At 36.1% G+C, this 24,878-nt stretch carries 24 protein-coding genes; 17 read left to right on the forward strand and 7 right to left on the reverse strand.

Annotated elements, in window-relative coordinates:
- The 8 genes from ACQY73_RS12805 to ACQY73_RS12840 all read left to right on the forward strand — a co-directional run bounded on the left by ACQY73_RS12805 (position 1) and on the right by ACQY73_RS12840 (position 6,294).
- Positions 1-621 carry a hypothetical protein gene (locus ACQY73_RS12805; protein WP_428666442.1) on the forward strand — a complete coding sequence of 207 codons (621 nt, stop codon included), beginning with the start codon at positions 1-3 and terminating at the stop codon, positions 619-621.
- Positions 618-2,186, forward strand: coding sequence for a DUF262 domain-containing protein (locus ACQY73_RS12810; protein ID WP_428666445.1), 1,569 nt, complete (start codon positions 618-620; stop codon positions 2,184-2,186). The genes ACQY73_RS12805 and ACQY73_RS12810 overlap by 4 nt, the downstream gene beginning before the upstream one ends.
- 66 nt (positions 2,187-2,252) lie before the next feature.
- Complete coding sequence (locus ACQY73_RS12815) at positions 2,253-3,149, forward strand: DUF4365 domain-containing protein (RefSeq protein ID WP_428666448.1); 897 nt, start codon at positions 2,253-2,255, stop codon at positions 3,147-3,149.
- Positions 3,150-3,409: 260 nt separating this feature from the next.
- Positions 3,410-4,051 carry a recombinase family protein gene (locus ACQY73_RS12820; protein WP_428666451.1) on the forward strand — a complete coding sequence of 214 codons (642 nt, stop codon included), beginning with the start codon at positions 3,410-3,412 and terminating at the stop codon, positions 4,049-4,051.
- Between the two features lie 231 nt (positions 4,052-4,282).
- Positions 4,283-4,663, forward strand: a complete 381-nt coding sequence (locus ACQY73_RS12825) for a hypothetical protein (protein WP_428666453.1) — start codon at positions 4,283-4,285, stop codon at positions 4,661-4,663.
- Between the two features lie 161 nt (positions 4,664-4,824).
- Positions 4,825-5,160 (forward strand): hypothetical protein, encoded by a 336-nt coding sequence (locus ACQY73_RS12830; RefSeq protein ID WP_428666456.1) that lies wholly within the window; start codon positions 4,825-4,827, stop codon positions 5,158-5,160.
- A 300-nt stretch (positions 5,161-5,460) separates the two neighbouring features.
- A complete protein-coding gene (locus ACQY73_RS12835; protein ID WP_428666459.1) occupies positions 5,461-5,844 on the forward strand; it encodes a hypothetical protein in 384 nt (127 codons plus the stop codon).
- A gap of 15 nt (positions 5,845-5,859) precedes the next feature.
- A complete protein-coding gene (locus ACQY73_RS12840; protein WP_428666462.1) occupies positions 5,860-6,294 on the forward strand; it encodes a hypothetical protein in 435 nt (144 codons plus the stop codon).
- A gap of 117 nt (positions 6,295-6,411) precedes the next feature.
- On the opposite strand, the gene ACQY73_RS12845 is transcribed toward ACQY73_RS12840, so the two are convergent.
- From ACQY73_RS12845 to ACQY73_RS12855, 3 genes are all read right to left on the reverse strand, one after another.
- Entirely contained in the window at positions 6,412-7,269 is an 858-nt protein-coding gene (locus ACQY73_RS12845; protein WP_428666465.1) for a hypothetical protein, read from the reverse strand.
- Positions 7,270-7,789: 520 nt separating this feature from the next.
- Entirely contained in the window at positions 7,790-8,407 is a 618-nt protein-coding gene (locus ACQY73_RS12850) for a hypothetical protein (protein WP_428666468.1), read from the reverse strand.
- 11 nt (positions 8,408-8,418) lie between these two features.
- Complete coding sequence (locus ACQY73_RS12855; protein ID WP_428666471.1) at positions 8,419-9,642, reverse strand: M12 family metallo-peptidase; 1,224 nt, start codon at positions 9,640-9,642, stop codon at positions 8,419-8,421.
- A gap of 273 nt (positions 9,643-9,915) precedes the next feature.
- On the opposite strand from ACQY73_RS12855, the gene ACQY73_RS12860 reads away from it, so the two are divergent.
- The 3 genes from ACQY73_RS12860 (at position 9,916) to ACQY73_RS12870 (ending at position 11,872) form a co-directional block, all read left to right on the forward strand.
- Positions 9,916-10,092, forward strand: a complete 177-nt coding sequence (locus ACQY73_RS12860; RefSeq protein ID WP_428666474.1) for a hypothetical protein — start codon at positions 9,916-9,918, stop codon at positions 10,090-10,092.
- 536 nt (positions 10,093-10,628) lie between these two features.
- Positions 10,629-11,636: an IS110 family transposase gene (locus ACQY73_RS12865; RefSeq protein ID WP_428666477.1), complete on the forward strand. Its 1,008-nt coding sequence runs from the start codon at positions 10,629-10,631 to the stop codon at positions 11,634-11,636.
- A gap of 68 nt (positions 11,637-11,704) precedes the next feature.
- The gene (locus ACQY73_RS12870) at positions 11,705-11,872 is read left to right on the forward strand and encodes a hypothetical protein (protein WP_428668459.1); all 168 of its coding nucleotides are present in this window, start codon (positions 11,705-11,707) and stop codon (positions 11,870-11,872) included.
- A gap of 313 nt (positions 11,873-12,185) precedes the next feature.
- Here ACQY73_RS12870 and ACQY73_RS12875 read toward each other — a convergent pair whose 3' ends face one another.
- Complete coding sequence (locus ACQY73_RS12875; RefSeq protein WP_428666479.1) at positions 12,186-13,898, reverse strand: erythromycin esterase family protein; 1,713 nt, start codon at positions 13,896-13,898, stop codon at positions 12,186-12,188.
- 593 nt (positions 13,899-14,491) lie between these two features.
- On the opposite strand from ACQY73_RS12875, the gene ACQY73_RS12880 reads away from it, so the two are divergent.
- Positions 14,492-15,052, forward strand: coding sequence for a recombinase family protein (locus tag ACQY73_RS12880; protein ID WP_428666481.1), 561 nt, complete (start codon positions 14,492-14,494; stop codon positions 15,050-15,052).
- Positions 15,053-15,057: 5 nt separating this feature from the next.
- Positions 15,058-16,263, forward strand: coding sequence for an alpha/beta fold hydrolase (locus ACQY73_RS12885; protein ID WP_428666483.1), 1,206 nt, complete (start codon positions 15,058-15,060; stop codon positions 16,261-16,263).
- 159 nt (positions 16,264-16,422) lie between these two features.
- Here ACQY73_RS12885 and ACQY73_RS12890 read toward each other — a convergent pair whose 3' ends face one another.
- Together ACQY73_RS12890 and ACQY73_RS12895 are read right to left on the reverse strand one after the other, a co-directional pair.
- Complete coding sequence (locus tag ACQY73_RS12890) at positions 16,423-17,859, reverse strand: NADP-dependent isocitrate dehydrogenase (RefSeq protein WP_428666486.1); 1,437 nt, start codon at positions 17,857-17,859, stop codon at positions 16,423-16,425.
- A gap of 45 nt (positions 17,860-17,904) precedes the next feature.
- Positions 17,905-18,117 (reverse strand): hypothetical protein, encoded by a 213-nt coding sequence (locus tag ACQY73_RS12895; RefSeq protein ID WP_428666489.1) that lies wholly within the window; start codon positions 18,115-18,117, stop codon positions 17,905-17,907.
- Positions 18,118-18,467: 350 nt separating this feature from the next.
- On the opposite strand from ACQY73_RS12895, the gene ACQY73_RS12900 reads away from it, so the two are divergent.
- Together ACQY73_RS12900 and ACQY73_RS12905 are read left to right on the forward strand one after the other, a co-directional pair.
- Complete coding sequence (locus ACQY73_RS12900; protein WP_428666491.1) at positions 18,468-19,391, forward strand: LysR family transcriptional regulator; 924 nt, start codon at positions 18,468-18,470, stop codon at positions 19,389-19,391.
- A 156-nt stretch (positions 19,392-19,547) separates the two neighbouring features.
- Positions 19,548-19,808 (forward strand): hypothetical protein, encoded by a 261-nt coding sequence (locus tag ACQY73_RS12905; RefSeq protein WP_428666494.1) that lies wholly within the window; start codon positions 19,548-19,550, stop codon positions 19,806-19,808.
- Between the two features lie 377 nt (positions 19,809-20,185).
- Here the strand turns inward: ACQY73_RS12905 and ACQY73_RS12910 are convergent, their stop codons facing one another.
- Positions 20,186-21,742 (reverse strand): GNAT family N-acetyltransferase, encoded by a 1,557-nt coding sequence (locus ACQY73_RS12910; RefSeq protein WP_428666496.1) that lies wholly within the window; start codon positions 21,740-21,742, stop codon positions 20,186-20,188.
- 1,021 nt (positions 21,743-22,763) lie between these two features.
- Between ACQY73_RS12910 and ACQY73_RS12915 the strand changes: the two genes are divergently transcribed.
- A complete protein-coding gene (locus ACQY73_RS12915; RefSeq protein ID WP_428666499.1) occupies positions 22,764-23,048 on the forward strand; it encodes a hypothetical protein in 285 nt (94 codons plus the stop codon).
- A gap of 489 nt (positions 23,049-23,537) precedes the next feature.
- Positions 23,538-24,662 carry a hybrid sensor histidine kinase/response regulator gene (locus ACQY73_RS12920; RefSeq protein WP_428666501.1) on the forward strand — a complete coding sequence of 375 codons (1,125 nt, stop codon included), beginning with the start codon at positions 23,538-23,540 and terminating at the stop codon, positions 24,660-24,662.
- The last annotated feature ends 216 nt before the right edge of the window (positions 24,663-24,878 follow it).

Genomic DNA, 24,878 nt, shown 5'->3' on the forward strand with positions numbered 1-24,878 from the left:
ATGGAATTAAATAAATTCAAGGAAGATTGCATTCATCAAAATCCCGACATAGTTGTTCAAAAGCATTTAATTGACGGCTCAAGCTTTTTTTTTCGTTCTCTTCCCGAAGGAGAAGAGTTTGCATTTAAAAAAGATATAGCGAATAGCTTAGACGTGCATATTAGAGATATTGTAATCGTTGGTTCAGGGAAACTCGGCTTTAGTATAAAGCCAGATAAAGACAATCCTTCTTTGTATCTATTTAAAAAATTTGATTATTATTTTGAAAAAAATAATGAAAATGAAAAATCTGACTTAGATATAGCTATTGTATCTAGCAGTCTATTTGACCAACAACTGATAAATCTTCACAAACACACAGGAGGCTATACTGACAAAACTTATCCTTATAATAGAAAAGTAGACTTTGCGAAATATATTATAAAGGGCTGGTTACGCCCCGATATGGTACCAAGGGATTACTCTATATCGTCAGAAGTAATTAAGGTGCAAGATGATTATAAACGCAAATTTGGAAGAAAGGTTAGTATTGGAATTTACAAATCATGGTACTTCTTTGAAACTTATCATCAAAATAATATTAAAAGTATTCAATTAAATTTTATTTCAGTAAGCTCATGAAATTAAAAGAGAGTATTCCATCGAATGGTGTAAAAATAATCGACTTATATAATAAAATTGACTCTGAAATTCTAGATACCAGTCCTGATTTTCAAAGAAAATTAGTATGGAAAAAGCAACACAAATATGCTTTTATTGAAACTATACTTTTTAATTATCCTTTTCCTGAAGTTTATATCGCCAGTGCTGAAATGGATGTAGAAAGTCTAAAATCAAAAGAAATAGTAGTAGATGGAAAGCAAAGATTAACAGCAATTGTAGAATATATAAAGGGTATCAATGATTTTAAAGATCAAAGTAGAATTACTCCATTTGATAATTTATCAATTGACGAGAAAAGAAGTTTTTTAAATTATCTTGTTACAGTAAAAGACTTAAAAGATATGGATATGGAAAATATTAAAGATATTTTCCAGAGAATCAACAGCACAGAATACGCTTTAAATGCAATTGAAAGGACTAATGCAATTTATGGAGATGGTGAATTTTCGGTTTTTTGTAAGCAAATAGTTGATTCATCTTATAACCCGACTCACGATGAAACTGATATAATATTAGACGCAGGTAAAAAGAAAGAATTGAACGACTTCTTTAGCAAGAATAATATTTTTAGTGAAAATGACAAAAACAGAATGTTTGATGTACAATATATTATGCTTATTGTATCAACTTTTTTGGAGGGCGACTACTATGGTAGAAGTGCAAAAGTGAATGAATACTTAGAAAAGTATAATAGTTCTTTTGGGTTATATGAAGTTCCTTTCGAAATGCTTTTGCAATCAATAAGAGTCATTGCTAATTTAGGTTTGTCAGATAGAAGCTATTGGTATAACAAAGCAAACCTTTTTACATTAATTATTGAGCTATCGAAAATTAATGTAGCCGATTTAAATTTGGAAGATTTGGAGCGAAATTTATTAGACCTTGAAAACAAGGTTGATATTCATTTCTCTGACGATGAAGATGATAAAACTATTACTGAAGATGAAAAAAGATATTTTGAAGTTGCAAGGCAAGGCAGCCATGAAAAAGCAGCTCGAATACATAGAGGAAATGTAATTAGAAATATCTTACATAAGAGTTTAAAAGTTTTAGGAGTTAAAGAAAATAAACCAGTGCCAATTGAAAAGAAAAGAAGCGAAATCCTTCTGGATATGGGGGTGCTTTTTACAACTATCATACCAACAAAAACAGGTCTAGAAAAGAGTATAATGGATGCAACCTTTTCTATTCGAGAGTTCTTAAAAACAAACAATATCCATAATTATGAAGGCCAATCATATGGTCCAGAGTACAAAGTAATAAAAAAAGCAAGATATATTCTTGAAAGCAGCGTTGAAGAGTTAGAAATATCGCTATACAGAGCACATAATAGAGGGGATGCAAGAATTTGGCTTAAAAATTTAGGCAAAAAAGCTAAGGCAAATGATACCATCGCTATTATTTATAAAAATGGCAATATTTATATTATAAATCTTACCCAACTACCTATTGAAAATTTAATTGGCAATATTAATCCTTTCAATAGTATTATTATTGAAAATAAGATTGTATTGGAGGATTAAAAGGTAATTTATTTTTAATAGCTTCTTGAAATTTTTCTGTAAATTTATTGTGATACAAGCTTTTAAATGAAATTACCTAAAAGACCAAAGCAACATATTTCAGAAGCTGCATCCTTCAAATTATTTGCGTCAAAAATACCAGAAAGTTGGATTATCCGAGAGGTTACTGAAAGAGATTACGGTATTGATTGTTACCTTGAACTAGTAAATGATGACAATGAATTAACTGGAGAGCTCGTTCTTATACAATTAAAATCACGTCAATCAATACCTTGGGCAAAAGACAATACATATACTTTAACAGGAATTGATATTTCTACTTCAAATTATTGGTACAAATTTGCAGTACCAGTTTTTATTTTCCTTGCTGACTTGGAAAAAGAGGAAGTATTTATGTTATCAGTTGACTACTGGATAAAGAGAAATTTTTTCGAGTTTATTCAACAGTCAACTTTTAATTACAAGTTTAAAAAAAGTTCGATTTTCGAAGGCAATCATGGTGTTTTTGCTTTCAAATTCGACTTCTATTATGAATACTATAGACAGCAATTTGAAAATGAACTATTATTTTTCCTTACCAATCTTCTGCATTTTCAAGACTTCCAAATTGATCACTACAATAGAGAAAGTCAACTTGGAATTCAAGGCTCTGATTTAATTTATTTTGAAGCTATGCATCGAAATTATAAATTTTTGTGCATTTACTTAAACTTAGATAATGCAATACCATCAATCCAAGAGTTAAAGAAAAAAAGTAGAGAAAAATTTGGACACACTTATTACTATGAACTTTATGAAGGCGATTTGACGGAATGGGTTGAAGAATTTCAAAAACTAACTTTACAAATCATTAAGGGCTTAAAATCGTTTCTGCATGGTGAATTTTCATATTGGAAAATAATAAACCCGACTCTTTATCACTATGTAACAAGTATTAGTGAGGATGAATGGGCAAACGGATAGAGAAAGTAACAGCTAAGAGTGGGCTTTTACAAATTAAGCTTTAGAAAAATACAATAGACAGTTTACAAAGCAAAGCAGTACTCTTTCATGCCATTATATATTGTAATATTACTGCTAGATAAGTTAAGACATTTGCAAGGGTTTCTTTAATACGTACATATTTAACGAACGTTAAACATGTACGTATCGTGACCCTAAAAATGGCTGTTTTTTTGTATATTTACTGTACATAAATACTCTGCTTAGAACTTAAAATGTACATGGCCAAAAACAGCAGCAAAAATCAGGTAATTTCGGCTGAAAAACCACGAGTTTATGCCTTCGTTCGGGTCTCTACCTTTAATCAATTGACCGAAAATCAGGAATTTGGCATTTTGAAGTTTGCTGACGAACGAAAATTAACAATTACCGAATGGGTACGTGAGAAAGCAAGCGGTACCAAAAAGAGTGAAGACCGAAAGTTGGGACCACTGATTGACCGATTCAGGTCCGGAGATATTTTAATCATTGGAGAAGTTTCCCGCCTCGGTCGTAACAGTCTTGATACTTTCATTGCCCTACAACGAATCATTGAGAAGAATGTCAGGCTGTTCAGCATTAAGGAAGGTTATGAGTTTAAAGACGATTTGGCCAGCGAAATGATGGCATTTTGTTTCTCTGTTGCGGCACGTATCGAAAGGGATCGTATCAGTAATCGAAGCTCTGAGGCAGCACAGATGCGCAAGGCCAAGGGAATGAAATTAGGCAGGCCTGTCGGAAGTCGGAATGTAAACTTAAAACTGAACGGCAAGGAGGACGAAGTTAAACAACTGGTCAGTAAAAAAGTCCCTGCTTCTGTGATCGCTCGAATGTTGGAAGTTGACCGGCGAACGGTTAAAAAGTTTGTAGATTCATACACATAACATCAATCCTTTTTTGCTGTCAATTTTCACGTTGGACGATCAAACTTGCCGCTCAGTGATAGTTTCAAAATTTTTTGCCGGCAAAATTTGAAAGCTGAAGCTCCGGAAACAAATGCCAGGTATCCACCTTACTATCATACTTCAACGTTCTGCTTTTGAGTCTCACAAATGCTTCTATAGATTAGAAGCGGTTAAATTCACTCTTTTACCGATGATTTACTATTAAAGTTTATGGCATCGTCTTTGAAAAAAGAATCCTACCCCGGAATAGGCAACAAGAAGCATTTGAAGCCAAAAGTTGCTGATATGATCAGGAAAGGAAACACCTATGACGAGATTGTCAGGAAGACAGATTTATCTAAAACGACTATTCGCATTTATCGGCGGGAGTTGGAAAAAGAAGGACTGTTACCCGAAAAAGTGCGTAAAGGGTTGCCTGTTGAGTTTGATAAGCGCAGAGAGGATATCCTTAAAATGCTGGAAGAAGGCATGAAACCGGGAGAAATGCTCAGAACTATGGGGCTGCCTTATTCTAATAGGGCACTTGCCTTGTTTTCCACATGGAGAAGCCGAAAGAAGTTACCGAGTTGGAAGAAGAACAAAGCCTCCTAATAAACTTTACTTTGTTTTAAAAACGAACATTTTTGGGACTATTTTCTCTTATAAACTATTTTGAAAGATTAATCTTAATTGTCAGGCGAAGTTGTGATTGACACAATTTTCTGAAACAAATGACAGGTTGAACTCAAGAATAATCAAAACTTATGGATTTGATGCTTCTTTCAAGTTATGTAGGATTCAATTTTGTTGAAGAGTCGTACAACGACTTTTTGCTCCGATACTCAGGATTCGGGGAAGATTTTTACCAATTGCTAAAGGAACAACTTCCGGATGTATTCAAACAGCTTCGGTTCTTTAAAAGCACAAATCATCAGCCTGAAGATAGTTTTGCACTTTATCAAAATGTAGATGGTCTGTTTTGTATCCAACTTGACCCGCTTTGCGAAGTGGTCATCCTTTGGAATAATGAGAAGCATGTTGAATTTAATAGCCGGTGTAACGATCAACATCTTGGAGCTTTAATGGTCATTAAGGAAAATTTGCTTTAGTGCATCAGAGCAGTTGAGGTACTTTTTCGTGGGTGGTTGTCTGGCGCTGGCCGCCCCAGAGGAGATTAGGCCGTCCATCTACTAAAAGTACAACCGAATTTTGTTCGGTCAAGTAATTGTTCATCATCAATCACCAGAGTCGTTGGATAGACAGTTATACAGAAAAATTGTATTTCGCTTTAGTTGGTGTTTTCACCAATTAGCCATTCAAATTCATTATCTTACTCCTTAAATATAATCCATTTGTTGTCAATGAAACGCCGGGACTTTTTTTATATAGCAGTTCTATTACCTTTCACAATGCTTACGGCCTGCAAGAAATATGATTCGTGGAATACCGTTGTTATGGGCAAAGTGGTAGATGAAAATAATCAGCCGGTTGAAGGGATGAGTTTTCAATTTCTGGGATATGAAAGGAAGGGCTTAGGTACGCTTACGACGTTCGATATACACACACAATCCGATTCAGAAGGCAGGTATGAAGTAGCTTTTCTTATTCCATCTTCCACTGATGAAGCCGTTTTTGGTGGGACAGGTAATGATAAATTTAAATTTGGTACAACACACGATCTACTCCGCGAGTCGGAAGGAAAGTATGTAGATTTTATCAGTTACCTGACAATCCCTAAAAGAAGCTATGGCGAAACGACGATAATTAATTTTCAAGTTATAAAGAAACGGTAAGTCCTTTTGAACGTTATGAAAAGACGAAAATTTATTACGGCTTTGCTTCTGCCTGCAACAGCTTGGATGGTTGGCTGTAAAAAGTACGATTCGTGGGATACCATTGTAAAAGGCAGAGTGGTGGCTGAAAACAATCAACCGGTCGAAGGCGTAAAATTTCAGTTTTACGGAGTAAAGGAAACCAGGGTTTTTAAGCAGGAATTTACATTTGACACTACCGGGCAATCGAACCGCGAAGGATATTATCAATTATCTTATTTAATCCCTTCATCGACTGATATAGCTCAATTAATCGGGGTAGATACAACGGCATTTGATTTGGGAAAAACCCATGATCTTTTAATTGAAAATCCTGCCGGACAGTATATTCAGCTGGGTGGCCCCGTCGGTGTTTTACCAAAAGACTTTGGGAAAACGACCGTTTTTAATTTTCTACTACGCAAAAGATAAAACTGTTTTCGTGCAGTATTACCTGCTTCTAGCCCTATTATCCAGGATTTAGTTAGATATTTATGAGTGCCAATAGAAGTATGATTGACACTGTAGGCTTCCCTAGATTCAGAATGTTCACTTTTGTGTAAACTCAAAACTCACTGCATTTAGGTAAGGAATAGAATTCATATCAAGCATCCTGATTCTTTTATTCTTTATCTTCCAATCATAGTCACTTTTAAAAACGCCGATCCTAACTGTCTTCTCTATTAAATCGGCCTTATTTCTTAATCTATACTTTTTTACAATTTCCGGTTCTGTCCTGAAGGAAATCGCTGGATACTCTTTGAGCTCGATTCTGACAGTACTACTTTTTGATGAAGTATTTATTGTTTGGATATGCCCTTTAAAATACTGCATTTCCGTTGAATCGCTTTTCGAATAGGTAATGATCCAGAACAGGAGACTTAGCATAAAAGCTGTAGATAAATAGAGATAAAAGGTGCGTGTGGCAACTTTCTGTGTTGCCTCATTTTTAATCCCTGAACTCTTTAGACTGGTATCTTTTACCAAATTAGTCTTTGCAAAAAAAGCTACCAGTTCGTCAAAATTTTTATAATTGTATTTATCAATTATAATTCCTGTATCTTGACCTGACACAACTAAATATTCGTCTTTTTTCTCGGAGTAATGGTTCCATTTATGAATTTCATTAAATGGCAAATCAGTAATATATTCATTCTTATAATCGGCAATAATTATTTTGTCAACACTCAAGTAGTATATTTTTTTAAAGAACATAGTAAATCCCATTGAAATTACTAAAGACATAAAAACTATAATGGTTATACTAAATGCAGCCCAGCTTGCATCCGCAATTGACAGACTTAAAAGACTTAAAAAGATATACGTAAAAAATATCAATCCTATCCACTGAACGATATATGGCTTTTGGGGCTGAGAAATAATATAGTCATTATTGTCTTCTTCCATGTTTTCTAAAAGAGATTGACCACAAAATAACTGTCGAATACCGGCTAACAAAAGAAAAAATGGAGCAACGGCGCAAATGACATATAACTGTGTCAATCACAGCTTTGCCTGACAATATAGACACTTCGTAAATAATTCCCAATTCTCAAAGATTATTAAGTGTCTCTATAATGCAGACAGCTAAAAATAAAGCTGCGATTGACTGTGACCTTTTCCCTAATCTTGGACACTGTAAATCAGGGAATTTTAAATTAAATTACTTCACTAATCGCCGCTAAATGCATGTCCAAGATAGCAACCGTCGCCAAGGGAGGTCTCATAAGGAGTTGCTTAGGAAATTCTTTTGTGTATTTCGGACTTGAAATTTCCCTTCATTATTACAGATAATATACTCAGGAATAAAAAGAAAATACTCCCTGCCAGTTAACAGGGAGATTTGACAAATCTCTTTGAAATTGAGAAGCAATTGGCGTTAAAGTCGGTTATAAAAGCAATGTATTTTATGGTGAAGTCGATTAGGTCATTTAAAGTTAATTTTAGCCTTGCCCCGAACATTGACATGTTCCGGATAAATTGGGCCAAAATTTGAATTCCGACTGCTTATCTTAAAGCCGGCATCAAATTCTACTTGGACCACTTTTGTCACCGGGTCATAAGTGCGCACAAATGCCCAATTGGTTCTTTCTCTATCAAGTTTATAATCATCTTTTATTGCATCACAATTAATAGATCTGAAACTAACCAGATTATACTCGTGTAATTCAGCTTTTGTATATTCATTAAGCAAAACTTTTTCTGTTGTCAGAGGGATTTTAAAGGTAAAACTTTCAAAAGTACAACTTTCCCCTACTCCCTGATAAGTCAAATAAGGGGAAATAATGACAGATATCAGCTTCTCATTAGTTGTTGGTGAAAGTGTAACAAACGCACTTACTACCATGAAAGGCGCATGGTTCCAGACATGTCCATTAAATTCCGCTTCCACCTCTCCGCCAACCGCTTTCGGTTCATAGGTTTTGATAATACTTCCATCCATATTTCTGGGATAAGCTCCATCATAGAAGTATTTATCAAATTTCTCCTCCTTATTACAAGCCAATGAAAGGATAAGAAGAAAATAACACATTAAACGTTTCATAATTCTATGGATTATTTTGAAACTATAATAGGTTTATTAACGGCTATTCCGTTTAATAAGATACGGCATATATAAGGCCCTGCTTCCAATAAGGAAATATCAATTTCGCTCTTATGTACTCCCCGATCCACTTGGTTTATCATGTTTTTTCCGCGCGACCTACCAAGATAGTCAACAAATTCAAATTGAAGATCCGTTTTTTCTCTCAAATTATATTCTACCGTGAGACGGTCATAAGCAGGATTAGGAAAAATTGCTTTAATGGAAGATGCAACTTCTGAAATTTCCTTTGGCTCTTCAACGGCAGTACGGCATCCGGAGCAGATGTTTACATTAATGGTAGAAGTTGTCACATAGGTTTGATATTGGTCTGTAGTTATGGTACAGCGCAGAAAAAGTGTTCCGTTGTTGTTATTATCCAGATAATAGAAATTAACGGCATCGCCGGAGCCGACCGGAGAACCATAGTTAAATCCATCTGTGCTGAACTGCCAAGTCGTTGTCAGAAAGTTTCTGCAAAAGGTGTAAAGTTCCCAGGAATAATAGCCGGATGAGTTGATACCTGTAGGCCCGACAATAGCAGCATTAAATGATTGGGTAGTCGAAGGCTTTAAATTTACAATAGTGGGACTGTTTTCTGAAATTACCCGCGCTTCATGATTAGTGGAAACCGTACCGGTGGGAACACCATTATAATTTATATTCGGATTTGAAAAATACATAATTCGAGTAGAACCACTTTGATCGGTATGCATTATTGTTCGATAAGAGGAAATTCCCGAAGTGAATAGATACCCATGTGAATAGGAAGGTGAGCCGGCATCGGTTTCGTGACGCGCTCCCAGCATATGGCCCATTTCATGGGCAAAAGTGTGAATACCTGTTCCGATGGCAAAAGGCGCTGTTACGATAAAAGAATTGTCATAGTTATTTGCAGGAATGTGTGTAACGGAACCAACGTTGGTTCCATACATGAATCCTACAAAGCATACTACCAAATCTGCATCGTAGGTATTCCGATAAGTTTGTACCTGAGATTCATCTCTCACCCTTGCCGCAGCCGTTGGCGCCGTTATGACTGTGTTATAATTTGCATCTACTTCTTCAGGATTGTTATTGGAAGGGAATGTAATTTGGATTGGATCCCAAGCCTTTGTAATTTTATTTGTCAGTGTTGAACCTATTCCTGAATTATCAACACTTTGATTATATTCATCAAAAGCTAAGTTGATCATTTGTGTATATCCCTGAAATAGCTTGACACTAATTGTGTAAAGTTATGAAAGTGATCGGTCCGCCGAAGCGGCAGCTTCATTGATTTAAAGAAAAAGTACAAAACAGGAGCCTTTCGATGGCATGTCATTGAATTGTATCGGCTGGAGTTAGTGAGTCAAACCCAAATTTTGACTGAGCTTAATATTTCTCTAAATTCACTTCGAGTCTGGAATCGAGATTACCAGCGCTATCGACTTAGACGCTATTATCCTAAATCTAAATACAGTAGAAAGATGAAAAAGGAGGCTGATGAAATTATTCGCCTTAAACTTCAATTGGCCCAAACAGAAGCACTTCTTCAGCAGGAAAAGCTGAAACGGGAAGCCTTCGAGACGATGATTAATATTGCTGAAAAAGAATTAAAGATTCCGATAAGAAAAAAGTCTGGTCCCAAACGGTCACCGAACTAAATCGGCATCACCCCTTAGTGAGTATTAAAATACTCTGCGGACTGTTTGGGAAAAGTCGCCAGGCTTGGTACGATGCTCAGAAGCAAGTCGAAAAAGAAGAATTTCATAACTTAATGTTACTCTCGGAAGTTCGAAGATTACGGCTGGATTTACCCTGTATAGGGGTGGATGTTTTACATTACCAACTAACGAGTTTTCGACAATGCCATGGTATAAAGATTGGAAGAGATAAGTTAGCTAACTTATTGAGAGATAGTAATTTATTGATTAGAAGAAAAACACGTATGGTAAAGACCACTTGCGGGGCCTTTAGATTTGTTAACTGGTAAGATTCCAAGATTTGGATAACTTGCCATAAGAAGAAAAACAGAGCAGGTTACCCTATCGCTGGGCAAGGTTAACGACCTATGGGCCGATTTAGGACCTGCTCTGTCACTACTTGTAGGGATCGAATAGAAATTTGGGATTTAGACCCATTAGCAAGGTGTTGAGCGCATAGCAAGTAGAGTTTGGGTACCTCTAAATTACAAATAATCATGGACATTCTTTATTTCATCGGAATTGACATTGCTAAAACCAGTTTAGACTGGGCTATTTATGATGGCAAAAAAGTAGTGTTTCAAACCAGTACTGTTAATTCTGTCGCCGGTATCAAGACTGCCGTGCGACTGCTTAAAAAACTTCCGGGTTGGAATCCACATCAAACTGTTTTTTGTATGGAACATACAGGTATCTACAATGCACACTTACTTGATTTCCTTCATAAATTACACTTTCCCATTTGGTTAGAATCATCTCTCCAAATTAAGAAAGCAGGAGGGTTACAACGAGGTAAAACCGATAGTATTGACGCACAACGCATCGCTGAATATGCCTTCCGCTTCCGAGATCACCTACGGTTGTGGGAACCGCCAAGGGGCATTATTCAAAAATTATCAATGCTAAGTGCTGCTCGCCAACGGCTTATTGGGGTGTATAACCAGTTGGCCGGCCCATTAGCGGAGCAACAGGGCTTTATTACTCCTACTTTGCAAAAACAACTGCAAAAAAGTTGCCAAGCATCGTTAAAAGCTTTAGAAGCTGATCGAAAATCCATTGACAAAGCGATTGATCAACTCATTGCCAATGATGAACAATTGGCTCAACTCTTCGGTTTAATTACGTCTGTTCCGGGTATAGGTACAACCACTGCAACGGAGGTAGTGATCGCTACAAATGAGTTAAAAGCTATTACTGATCCTAAAAAGATGGCATGTCATGCCGGAGTTGCTCCCTTTAACTATGAATCAGGAAGTAGTGTTCGCGGGCGCCCCGGAGTAAGTCATCATGCCCGTAAACGACTGAAATCTCTTTTTCATTTAGCAGCGATGTCCTCAATCCGTATGAAGGGTGAATTACAAAATTATTATCAGCGAAAAGTTGCCGAAGGTAAAAACAAAATGCTTGTACTCAATGCCATTCGAAATAAGCTTATTCATCGTCTATATGCTGTGGTGGCACGAGGCGAAAAATATGACAAAAATTATACACCTATGCTTGTTTAAACCATAGAAATCGGCCCCGTGATATACAGGAGTTTTACCAATTAATTGACTATACAGATGATATAGATATTAATCAGAGGTTGGAGCAATGGGAGATTTTTTACAATTGCCACCGACCTCACTCTGCTTTACAAGGACGGACTCCTTATGAAGTTTTACGCGAAAATCGGACGGCCGACGCCGTTGATTCTTGTAACTCATTAAAATTATTTTTTTCGAATCCCTCCTCACCCTAAAGGTCGGACCGCCGCCGCGGAGGGTTCGAAAAAAATAAGCATTTTTGTTTTGTCACCCCTAGTTATGATTGACACATTGAAAATCGTCAGCCTGTAACCGCTGCTAAATTTATAAATAAAAGTTCATTTTTTATTCTACTGCTTGGCTTTATTCGTCGGCTGGAACTGAAGCCGATTAACGAACAAAAAGTTGAGCATATATTCGTCGCCCCGCCATATTGCCAAACCGCCTGTTGTGCGTTCGTGACTCTTTGTCAAACAGGGTTGTCTGCGAAAAACCCTTTTAGCTTATACCTCATAAATTATTCATTTTTTATTTAGTCAGAGGAGTAGTATGTATTGAGTTCTCAATATATACAATCACGTCAAAATGCTTTTTTAAATTTATTTCTGTAAACTGAGTTGTCTCCTGTGGTCGAGAGCCTATTGAACGAAACCCTGCAGTTGTATTAAGGATTGGAATGTCATTAATAGTTCTAATGTCAAGCAAGAAATTTTTAAATTTACTTTTTGAAAAAAAATATTCATAAGTTCCCACATATGAAGGATGCACTTCGTAGTATTTTTCTGGACCGTAAGCTGAATATGAACCATTATTATAAGTAAACCCGAATACAATATATTTTTCACCATACCAATCGCTTAAAAAACTCCCCATTTTGCCGCTGGCTTTTGTAACATGTGTGTTGTCCCCCGATAAAATTATTTTTCTTCCTTCATAGTTTTTTACTAACCAGTTTATGTTTTGTGCCATGTATTCATCTCTGCTTCTTGTTTTCTCTGATTTGTATTGAGAAGATAGACTTTGCACAAAAATATTCATATAATGTTTTATTCTTGCCAAACTCTGGACTTCAACGCCAGCATACGCCGAATTATTTTTAGATAACAAATACTGATATATCGTTTCAGACTTTTGATAGACTTGATTCCATTGCTGTTTTCCATTTGTCGCATCATCGTACCATTTCTTAAGTTCAGCAAGATTAACCAACAAAGCCGTATCATTTACTTTGGCAAAATCTTCAACGGCTTCAAAAGCCGACATACCATTTTGCATATCGAATCCTTTAAATTCTACTTTTTTCTTAGTCGTTTGGTTATAAGACTTTATCCATTGAATAATGTCAATCATTTCCTCTGTTTGCCAACTTGGGTAGGCTAAATATTTAATCACATCATTCAACGTTCCTGTGCCATTTAATACATACTCGTTAATCCTGTCAGCTTCTATAATTGGCGATTCTAATGCAAAAATTGAAAAACCTTGTTTCTCAACCATATATTTTACCATGCGCAATTTGAGTTTATATATTGTCGAAGAACCATGAGAGTTTTCGCCCAATGCCACAATGTTGGAATTTCCGATTATTTTGTTAAGAGGGACTAAATCTGTAAGGTCAGCATCAGAGGCTAATGATTTTATTGGTGCTGCCATCTTATTCAAATCCATGATTTCCGTGTTGGTTGGCTCTCTAAAATCAGGGGCTCCGTTTCCATATTCTTGTCCGTTAATTTTTATTTTTACATTGTCAAACCAAAAACTTCCTGTTCCACTCCCAATCAAAGCAATCAGTAATCTATCCGATGAATAATTATCTGGAAAAGATGCTGTATGTGAAATAAATGTCCATTCGTTGTTAATACCTTTTATTGGTTGAGATACATTTGGTTTGCCACCGATTGGGTCACGAAATGCTAACATTGATACCAGCGAATCAGCATTCTTAAACTTAATATAACCTTCAATTTGTATACTTTTTCCTGCAATCAATTTTCCCGGGAGTGATAAAAAAGTATAAACTTCTCCATTTTTTAAAGTTATATAAAGACTTTTATTGCCGCTTTTGGCTGTTGTGCTGTCTAATCGGGCATCATACATTTCTCCTTCACCTTCAATTGCCCATTTTCTTGGTTGAGCTTTGTAAACACCATACTCAAAATCAAGGTTTAAAAAATCCTGGGCAATTCCTTTGTATGAAATAAGAGATAGGCTAAATATTGCTAAAATTATATTCTTCTTCATTAGATAGATTGGTAAAAGTTTATAAGATGTATAAAGTTTGCAAAAGGTTACATTGGGTACTTATTTTTTTTGTGTCTTCAGGTTTTGCAACTTGATTAAGTTGTGTCAATCACAACTTTAATTGACACAAATAAAACACTTTATTACTTGTTTTGCACTCTCATAAAATTCTTGCTTCGATAGGCAAAACTTCTTGATTTTATTAGTGTAAAGTAAAACTGTACCGATTTAAACTAGGGTTTAAATCGGTACACCTGTTACTCATTCCGGATATTCTATTCAACATAAAATAATATATCAGCCCCCATCTATATGCTTCTATAGAGTTATATAATTAAGGTTTTGTCAAAAATCTATTACACTGGCTCACCATTCTTCGATTGTTCAATAAACGGTCGTTTATTGGGCACAATGCTGCCGTTTGATAACTTTTTCATTTTTTTTAGAGAAAAAGTGCTCAAATTTCCGTCCAAAAATCAATGCTCAATAAACCCCGATAATTTTTAGATTTTTGAGCATAAATTAGTGTTTGAAATCGCTTTACAATGAAATCTGCAATTTGCCGCAGATTGTTCAACTAAAATGATATGCTTATGAAATTCGGGTATGCCAGAGTGAGTACGAAAGACCAAAATCTTACCATGCAGTTGGATGCACTTAAAGCTCAGGGCTGCGAAAAGATTTTTATGGAAAAGGAGTCAGGGGCTAAGGATGATCGACCGGAACGACAAAAACTGTTTGACCAACTCCGAAAAGGAGATGCGGTAGTGGTTTATAACCTTTCCCGTTTCTCCCGTTCGCAAAAGGATCTGTTTGAAAAACTGGAAACGTTACGCGAAATGGGGGTGGAGTTTCTCAGCATCGAGGACGGAATTTTTGTCAGCGACAAACCTGCCGGTAAACTTCATCTAAGTTTTGTGGCCGCAATCAATGAGTTTAACCGGGCAATCATTCTGGAAAATACGAATGCCGGTTTGAAAGCGGCAAGAGCCAGAGGACGGGTCGGCGGTCGAAAGGAGAAATTAACGCCCAAACAAAAAAAGGAAATTATTGAAGTTTATAATAAGGGTGGTATACCGGTGACCCAACTTGCCAAAACGTATGCCGTTAACCGTAATACCATTTATAATATCGTTAATCAGGCAATTCAATAACTTTAATGAAAAAATTTGTACTGTTTCTTTTGTTTTTCACTGTAGTATTATTTACTCAAGCTCAACGTACTATTCCTTATCCTATTATTTTTGTTCACGGGTGGGTTGGCAATGACAGTACTTGGTATGGGATGGGGGATTGGCTTAAAAACCAAGGTTTAAACGTTAATTTGAATTCGGCCAACAAGCGTGCCGGTGATGGCAGTCTGATTGATTTTCATCTAAATGCGGATGGGAATAATTCATATTCTGAGTTGAAACGATCACTTGGTCCATTTTTTTACGGAGATGTTTATGATTATAACTCCATAATCAATCCTGAAAACGATATTTTTTTTGTAAATTTTGACAATGAAAAACTTCCTAACACATCTTCTGTTAAAGAATACAGCAATCAAGCCGGTGTAGTAAAACAAGGTTTTGCAATCGGGCTTGCTGTTAGAAAAGTTTTAAACGCGACAAAGGCCCAAAAAGTAATATTGGTCGGTCATAGCATGGGTGGACTTGCAATTAGAGAATATCTGCAAAATTCCGAAAATTGGCTCATTGATGGCAAAGATCATCATGTTGCCAAGTTGGTTACAATTGGAACACCTCATGGAGGAAGTATGGCAACTACCGGTAATTTATCTAATGCATTTAAAGGTTTTCAGGAAAGGTCTGAAGCTGTCAGGGATTTGCGAAGCCCTGAAATATACACTAATCCCTTAGTTGATAGAGGAGTTTATTTATTTGGTGGTGATGAAAATAATATTCTCCGGTTTGCTTTGATAAATTACTTGAATTTTGATGTAAATTGTAATGGTAAGTTAGATAATGTTGTAGGATTGAATCAAAAGCAGTTCCCTTCTTTTGTTCCGGTTTCTTGTGGATTTGGCACAGGTTCCACGTTAGGTGGTGATGGTGTAGTAAGCAGCTCTAGTGCTTCTTTATTTAATATTTTACCTAAACAAACTTGGGATGAAATTTTTGAATATGAGTACTCAAAAGAAGATGCAATTGGTAAACAATATTATTCTGATAATGACAAGTCTGTGTTTGGTACATGGCATACGAAGCTTACCAAACAAATACTAATGAATATGGCAGTAATGGATGAACCTTCTCATGGAAGCGTTGCCTTTAGCATTGATCTTGACAGGAAATATATTGGTTTTCTTACAAAACGCCCTAATGATACCCGCTATGATAGTGTAAGTATCCCTGTGTAACAGACAGTTTAAAATTAGAAAAAAATGTTTAATTTTGAACTGTCTGTTACACAGGGATACTTACAACTTTATTTTTACATTGATTATTTGAGTTATAAGCTCTAACGTATCTTAGGGCCAAACTCCCCTTGTATGAGCTTTATATTCATGTTCGTATGTTTATTGACCTTGTCCTAAAGAGTATCCTGTTTTACCATCGAAAGAATATAGATGTTCTGTTTTAATGAAATCAATGTTTTCGTTGACGGCATTGTTTAAAAGTTCAATAATGGTTCTTTTATTTATTTCTGTACCTTCAATGGGTTTAAATCGGCATCTCCAATGGTCTGTACAAAATGTTTCCTGAAATCCGTCAGGCCAAACCTTGATTCCTCTATTGGTAATCATCGTTAGTTTTATTCCCTTGTTTTCCATTTTTTTTACTTTATCAGCCAGCTCACCGGGATTATTGCCGGTCCAGTGAACAAATACATCAATGCCTTCTAACTCCTTTTCAGCAGCAGATCTACGTTTATATTTTGGAAGATTTAACGCTGAATTATTCGCATAAGAAACCGGTTTTAGAATAGATGGATTTTTACCGAGATTTGCGATTACTGCTTTTGCAAATTCAGTGGTTCCAACTTTTTGTTTGCTTGTTCCCTGCTTAAAAATATCGTACGTATGAATCCCGTCTTCCAATGTTTTAAGCCAGGCATTTTGTACTTTCTCTGCTATCTCTGTTTGACCGATATGGTTCAACATCATAATAGCTCCCTGCAATAAACCGGATGGATTAGCTACATTTTGTCCCGCTCTTCTTGGGGCCGAACCATGTATGGCTTCAAACATTGAACACTCTTCTCCTATATTAGCAGAACCTGCTAAACCTACCGAACCGGTTATTTGCGCTGCCACATCACTCAGCACATCCCCATATAAATTAGGCAGAACAATTACATCAAACATTTCCGGCGTATCTGCCATTTTTGCCGCTCCAATATCAATGATCCAATGTTCGTTTTCTATTTCGGGATAGTCTTTGGCGATCTCATCAAATACCTGATGAAACAAACCATCGGTCTGTTTCATGATATTGTCCTTCGTAAAACAGGTTACTTTTTTGCGGTTTTGTTGTTTAGCATATTCAAAAGCATATCGAACTATTTTTTCACAACCGGGTCTACTGATCAGTTTTAAGCATTGTACTACCTCGTCTGTTTGTTGGTGTTCAATACCGGCATATAGATCCTCTTCATTCTCTCTTACAATAACAATATCCATCACAGGGTGCTTGGTGCTTACAAATGGATGTAAACTCATGCAGGGTCTTACGTTTGAATATAGCCCGAGAAATTTACGAGTGGTAACATTTAAACTTTTGTACCCGCCACCCTGCGGGGTGGTGATAGGAGCTTTCAGGAAGATTTTGTTTCTTCTGATGATTTCCCATGATTCTGATGCGATGCCCGAAGGGTTACCTGCCAGGTAAACTTTTTCACCAACTTCAATTTCATCAATTTCGATTTTGGCACCTGCCGCTAAAATTATTTCCAGTGTGGCTTCCATTATTTCAGGGCCAATTCCATCTCCTTTTGCTACAGTTATTCTTGTCATATGGTTTCTGCTTAGTTAGAGAGTATTCTATTTTTATTGATTGGTTTATGATTTATTTTGGCGTTTTTCTGTGCTTTTAGTCCAATTCCATACAAGGTATACTGCCACTCCGGCTAAAACTGTTATTAGTGTGGTTGTAATTAACTCTAAAGGTGTTTTATAACTTTTGGCGTCTACACCATTGGATGGCGAAAGTGTTCCTGCAACTATTAGTAATATTGATATCAATAATAATTGAAGGTTTATTTTTTCTTTCATTGCTATGATTGTTATAGGGCTAATTGTTATTTAGTAGATTTCGTACTTTGTTAATTAATTTCGCAGTAAAGCTGATTGGACTTATTAAAAGATAAATGATGAGTTTGTCTCCATATGCCAGTAAAGTGATAACTATAAAAGGAGCTAAGATTACTTCAAAGTCCAAATAAAGAATGTTAAAGTGCTTTAAAAGGAATAAACCTGATGAAATCAGACCTCCCGGCAGTAATACAAATATCCCCGATACTGTATTAGTGTTTTGTTGTGTTTTAATTTTCATGCCACAAATTTCTATATTTGTATTCATAAGTTTTTATTTATATTTGTAATATAAATCATTAAATTAATTTATGAATTACACATTAAATCAATTACAGATATTCTTAAAAGTAGTTCAAACACAGAGTGTTACAAAGGCTTCTGAAGAGTTGCACTTAACCCAACCGGCTGTTTCTATTCAGCTTAAAAATTTTCAAGACCAGTTTGATATACCCTTAACGGAAGTGGTTGGGAGGAAAATTTATATTACAGATTTTGGGCGAGAGATTGCGGTAGCTGCTGAAAATATTATTAACCAAGTTTATGCCATCAACTATAAGACCTTAGCTTATAAAGGCCAATTAACCGGCAGATTGAAGATTTCAGTGGTGTCAACCGGAAAATATGTAATGCCTTATTTTCTGGCTGATTTTATGCAGCAACATTCGGGAATAGAATTATTAATGGATGTAACGAATAAAAATAAAGTTATCGAGTGTTTGGGAAATAATGAAGTTGATTTTGCCCTTGTTTCTATTTTGCCAACTACATTAAATATTGAGAAACTTGATTTGCTTCAAAATAAATTGTACTTGGTTGGAAGTACTGAAACAAAATTTAAGAAGGATAATACTATAAAAAAAATATTCGAAGATTTGCCTTTAATTTTTAGAGAACATGGCTCCGGTACCAGACAAACTATGGAAAGTTTTATTGAGCATAATAGTTTATCAGTCTTAAAAAAGATGGAATTAACGTCTAATGAAGCCGTAAAGCAGGCAGTATTAGCAGGCTTGGGGTATTCTATTATGCCTTTAATTGGAATTAAAAATGAGTTGCATACTAAAGAGCTGCAAATAATCCCTGTTAATGGTCTGCCGATTAAGACTACGTGGAGCTTAATATGGCTAAAAGGCAAGAAGCACTCTCCGGTTTCTCTATCATTTTTAAACCATTTAGAAAAGCGAAAGTCACAAATCGTTCATGATAAATTTAATTGGTATGAACAGTACTAGGAGATTGAATACAGCACCCGGGTTTTATACACTGTATCTGCCGTCTTTGGATAGATGGTCCGGAATAAAGTAATAACCGGCAATGATTGAAAGTGTTGGCGGTTTTTGCAGTTTTTATCCTATTCTATCGATTAATAAGCTGCTCATCCATCTCTGATGGATGAAGCTATTCTGAGGCATTTGTTTGAATTGTACGGAATAAAAGCGTACTCTTCGGCTATTATGTCTATAGCAATTTCAGGGCCGGGCAACAGCTCCGTGGCGACTTTACCTACGATGTACGACCTTATGGGTAAAGGGCAATTTATTAATCAGACCTTACAGCCGGATAGCCATATCGTTTTTGCCTCGCTCGGTGCCGGCGTCAATATGAATGCGGTTGTTTATAAAATTCCGGATGAAGAGAAGCAGCTATAAAACACGCTTTTAGTCCACGGCAGACAGCTATAGGGGTGCATTTATTTCTTCCTCAGTTACCGATGCCGCTACAGCGGCATCGGTAAGGTACAAGTATTCGAGGTAAGAATTGAGTAAGCCAACAGACACGCAAAAAACCGTTCAGGTGGCTCTGTTAAATCGCTTTTTTACTTAGTTTTGAGAAATCAGCGTTTTGTTTTGAGTTACTTTCGCCGGCTTTCAACCTGTTTTCATTGTCATTGCTAACGCTTGGAAATAGAACAGGCGGCGGTTTTTGGAGGACATCAGTATCTGCCTTAATCAACCCTGCTGCGGGTTATAGACTTTGACTGCCTATTTTCCCTGTCATTTCCCCCGGTGCGTGTCAGGGACCGATACTAATTGTCTTTGATCTCGTTTTTATGAATAATGGAATAAATATCCGTTCTTCTGTCTTTTAAATTTCGAACACTTCCAAACTGATTTAATTCCCTTAACAAGTCAATATCAACGTCGGCAATTAAAATCATTTCTGTATTTGGGGTAGCTTCCGCTTTTATTCCGTTGGTGGGAAACGAAAAATCGCAGGGGGTAAAAACCATTGATTGGGCGTATTGAATATCCATGTTGTGAACTTTCGGCAAGTTGCCGACACTGCCGGCGATGGCCACATAACATTCATTTTCAATGGCTCTGGCCTGAGCGCAGTTTCTCACCCTGGAATAACCATTTTGGGTATCGGTCAGAAAGGGTACAAATAAAATATTCATTCCATCATCGGCTAAAATGCGGCTTAGTTCGGGAAACTCAACATCATAGCAAATAAGAATTCCTATTTTCCCGCAATCGGTATCAAACGTTTTTAGGGTGTTACCGCCCTGCATGCCCCATATCTTTGCTTCATCCGGGGTTACGTGCACCTTTTCAAACCGTTCAATTCCTCCGTCTCTTTTGCATAAATACCCCACATTGTACAGACGGTTATCAACGACCTCCGGCATACTTCCGGTGATAATGTTAATATTGTAGGAGATGGCAAGCTCAGAAAATCGATTAACAATGCGCTCCGTATACTGTGCTAATTTTCGTATGGCTTCCGGTTCGGAGAGATGATTATAATCAGACATCAAAGGGGCATTGAAAAACTCAGGAAACAGGGCAAAATCAGACCTATAGCCCGATACCGCATCCACAAAGTATTCCACCTGCTGCATAAGCTCCTCAAAATTAGTGTACAGTCTCATTTGCCATTGTATTAAGCCCAATCGGATAATTGACTTTTTAAAGGCAGCCCGGTCTGAACTTTTCTCATAGTAAACATTATCCCACTCAAGCAGTACGGCATATTCATTGGATTCTTTATCGCCTTCAAGATACCCTTGCAGGATTCGGGCAGGGTGAAAGTCGTTCGACAATTGAAAATTTAAAACGGGGTCATGTATGTCCTTGTTTCGTACCTTTTCAATATACTCTTTGGGGGAGATAGTAGCGGAATAGTGATGATAATTTGGGATACGGCCCCCAAATACAATTCCTTTTAGATTTAATTTCTCACAAAGCTCTTTTCGATAATCGTATAAACGCCTTCCTAATCGCAGACCGCGAAATTTGGGTCGTATAAATACGTCAATTCCGTATAAAATATCTCCTTTGTTGGTATGGGTGTTGAAACTGTAATTTCCCGTTATTGCTTTATAGGTATGTTTAGAGTCGGCTTTTTCGTAATCCACAATAATGGATAATGCACACCCGGCCAGTTCATTGTCTACTCTTATGCCCACCTGTCCCTCATGAAAAAGAGTGATCAATGTTTTGATGTGATGTTCTTTCCAATAGGCATTGGGCATACCGGAATAGGTCTCTATCATCATCTCTTTGATCTCCCGGTAATCTTCCGGTTTTAGAAAAACCAACTCAATATTCTCAATTGATTTACTGTCTTTGTTTGTTTCCATATGCATTTGTCTCTGTTTTACTTGCCTTTGGCATGGGGGAAGGCCGGGGATTGACCTTGAATGTAAGCGACTGATTTTAAGACGCTTAATTTGTTGATTGCGTTGAATGAAGAAACGATAAATGCCGGCTTTTCCGCTCTGTTGGCGGGTAAAATTGCGAACAATAAACAGAAGAAACAAAGAACCGGCGTGGAAGTTTTCGTAAAAAAAAAGATGAATCCCATGGGTAATAAACTCTCACCCCCAACTTGGTAAGCCGCTGCCACAACCAATAAGTCGCCGGTAACAAAACCACCGGTGGGGATCGTAATGGAAGTAGCGTCAGAGAATCCCGGATTGTCGGTTTTCCAGGTGGTGATGAAGGGCGGTCGATGGGGCAGATACTTTCGGGAGGCAGTGCTCGGCTGATCAATGATGATAAGCTTGCTGTCAATAAAACGAGGAGGATTTTTAGAAGTCGATTAGGGTTAAACGGGTTTGTTCGTATCTCGAAATGTAAAGGCTGTTTCATGAATAGAGAATATATTTCTTTCATAGGCTGAAGAATTGAAATAGGGCAAAGAAAAAAGCTTCAACCTGAAATATTTATTAAGGCCAATCACAACTTTTATGTGTCAATTAAAGCCATGATTGACATAAAATAATAAGGGAACCCTACAGTAAATGTACGATTTTCAGGCACACTTACATTGCTTTTGTCGTCAAAAAGGAAATTCAAAATCTCCGGTTTTGATATCCAAAATTGAACAAAACCTCAATTTTGGTGGTTTATCGAGTCATTTTTAAAAAAACAGACCTGATAATACAAATTATATGCTTTTACTTTGCCAATAAGAATTTCAGAGATAACTATTAATAATTCGGCAACTCAAACATGCTACTTTAGGTAGACATAGAAGACCGGCTAATAATAGCCATTATCTTAAATAATGCAAACTAATTCTTATAGCTTACTTATATTAGTATAAGGCCTGGTCTTTATATTTAATTTAAATCAAGGTTTTATTTTAAATTAACTCTTATGAAAAATAAGATGATATGGATAAATGTAAATGAGCTCATTGAAAAAAATAACGACTTTCAGGTTATAAGTAGAATAAAAGATGGAAACACAGTATGGTGTTTGATCAGAAAAGATGTCCCGATAATGTATCAGAAAAAAATCTTGAATACTCAACCATTTTACAATGTTTTATGTCTTGTCGAAACGGATACAAAAATTACAAACTTTTCTTCGATAAAGATTCTTGCTTTAGGAATCTCTCATAGAGATAAAACAGCTGAGAGCTATTTAACTTCAATGTGAAATTATAATATAGGAAATTTGAGTTTCAGTAAAACAATATACTCAACGTTATAAAAAATATTTAAGTAGGGTAAAGTGACCATAATACTTTCTCCATTAGAGAAAGTATTATATTTTTTTTATGTCCCAAGGTGTTCCATTTATATAATTTTTAAAAATTTTATTGTTATTTATTCTATTAAAAACAGTTCATCCCTTGATAATTTTGTGGATTTTTCTTAAATAATCTTTTAATAATAGGCAGTATAACTGAGATATTTCTCCGGAATATGACAATCAATTGTCATTATAAGTTACTTCATATTGCACTATTAGGCAAATATAAGTAATTGTATTAATCAGAAAATTCAGAAAAAATGACAATAGCCATTTTTTTATATTAAAAAAATAACAATTTTAACGTATAATAATTATCAAATGTTATTTTTCTCTTCCTGCGCTTCTACAAATCAGGACTGAACTTTTTTGCAACAACAAATCAAAAGATTTATGGCTACTAAAATTTTGATCATAGAGGATGAGGATGCCATTAGAGAAAATATAGCTGAAATGTTATCACTTTCCGGGTATCATGTTGAAACAGCGGCTAATGGTATAGAAGGTATTTCTCAAACCTCGGTCTTCAAACCTGATGTAATTGTATGTGATATTATGATGCCACTCATGAATGGTTATCAAGTCCTCGAAACCGTTCGAAATTCCAATTCTCAGGCAACCACTCCATTTATTTTTTTAACGTCTATGGCTAATTCTGCGGATATTCGTGAAGGAATGTCGATAGGTGCCGATGATTATTTAACAAAGCCCTTTAGTTTTCCTAACCTGATAGCCGCTATTGAAATTAGGCTGAAACGAGAAAAAATACAAAAAGAGAAATTAAATGCGCAAATAAAAGAATATCAACATCATCTCAACAAAGTTTCAATACATGAATACAATACACCGTTAAGCAGTATGTTGGGCTTTTTGAGTTTATTATCAGAACATTATACATCCTTTGATAAGGAAGAGATACTTTCTATGCTTGAATTGGTTACGTTTTCATGTATTCGTTTGAAAAAAACATTGGATAATACAAAATTTCACCTGTTTTTACAGAATCTTGAACCTTCAAGTAAGTGGTATAAACAATATACATCAGGTTATACATCAATCGAAGAACCTTGGATAAATCAATTGGCCTCGACCCTGGCGCATCACTATGAAACCACTTTTGCACGTACAACAGCCATTAATCTGGTTATTGAAACAGCTGTCATCAACATTTCAGAAACGAATCTGAAAAAAATTCTGGAAGAATTGATTGAAAACGCCTTCAAATTTTCTGACGATAACAGTTGTGTAGAAATTGTTGGAAAACGAGAGATAAGCACCTATACACTTACCATTAAGAATCAGGGAAGAGGTTTTAAACAAGACCAAATTCACCAAATAGGGCCGTTTATTCAATTTGAAAGAGAAAAATATGAACAGCAGGGGCTTGGATTGGGCTTATGGATTGCTCAGGAATTAATTACTCTCAACAACGGCAGGTTAACAATAGAAAGTAGCAATGGAGTGACTGTTTTGGTCATTACTTTTTCTATTCATTGCTGTAAAACCCTGCAGAATTGATTTCTTAACAGGTACAAAATCAGGAAATTAGTAGTAGCTATAAATTATAGCTATCTATCTTTATGGTCGCCGGTGCTTAAAAATACACAAAAATGGAAGACAGATGCAGTCAGTGAATCATTCTATTCGTACATTTAGCTGTTCAGAACACAATCCAACAAGTCTGCTCGGTTTCGATATACTCTAAAGTGCTGAACAAATTGTGTCACGAATATC

The sequence above is a fragment of the Runella sp. genome, from assembly GCF_965279615.1.
Taxonomy (GTDB): domain Bacteria; phylum Bacteroidota; class Bacteroidia; order Cytophagales; family Spirosomataceae; genus Runella.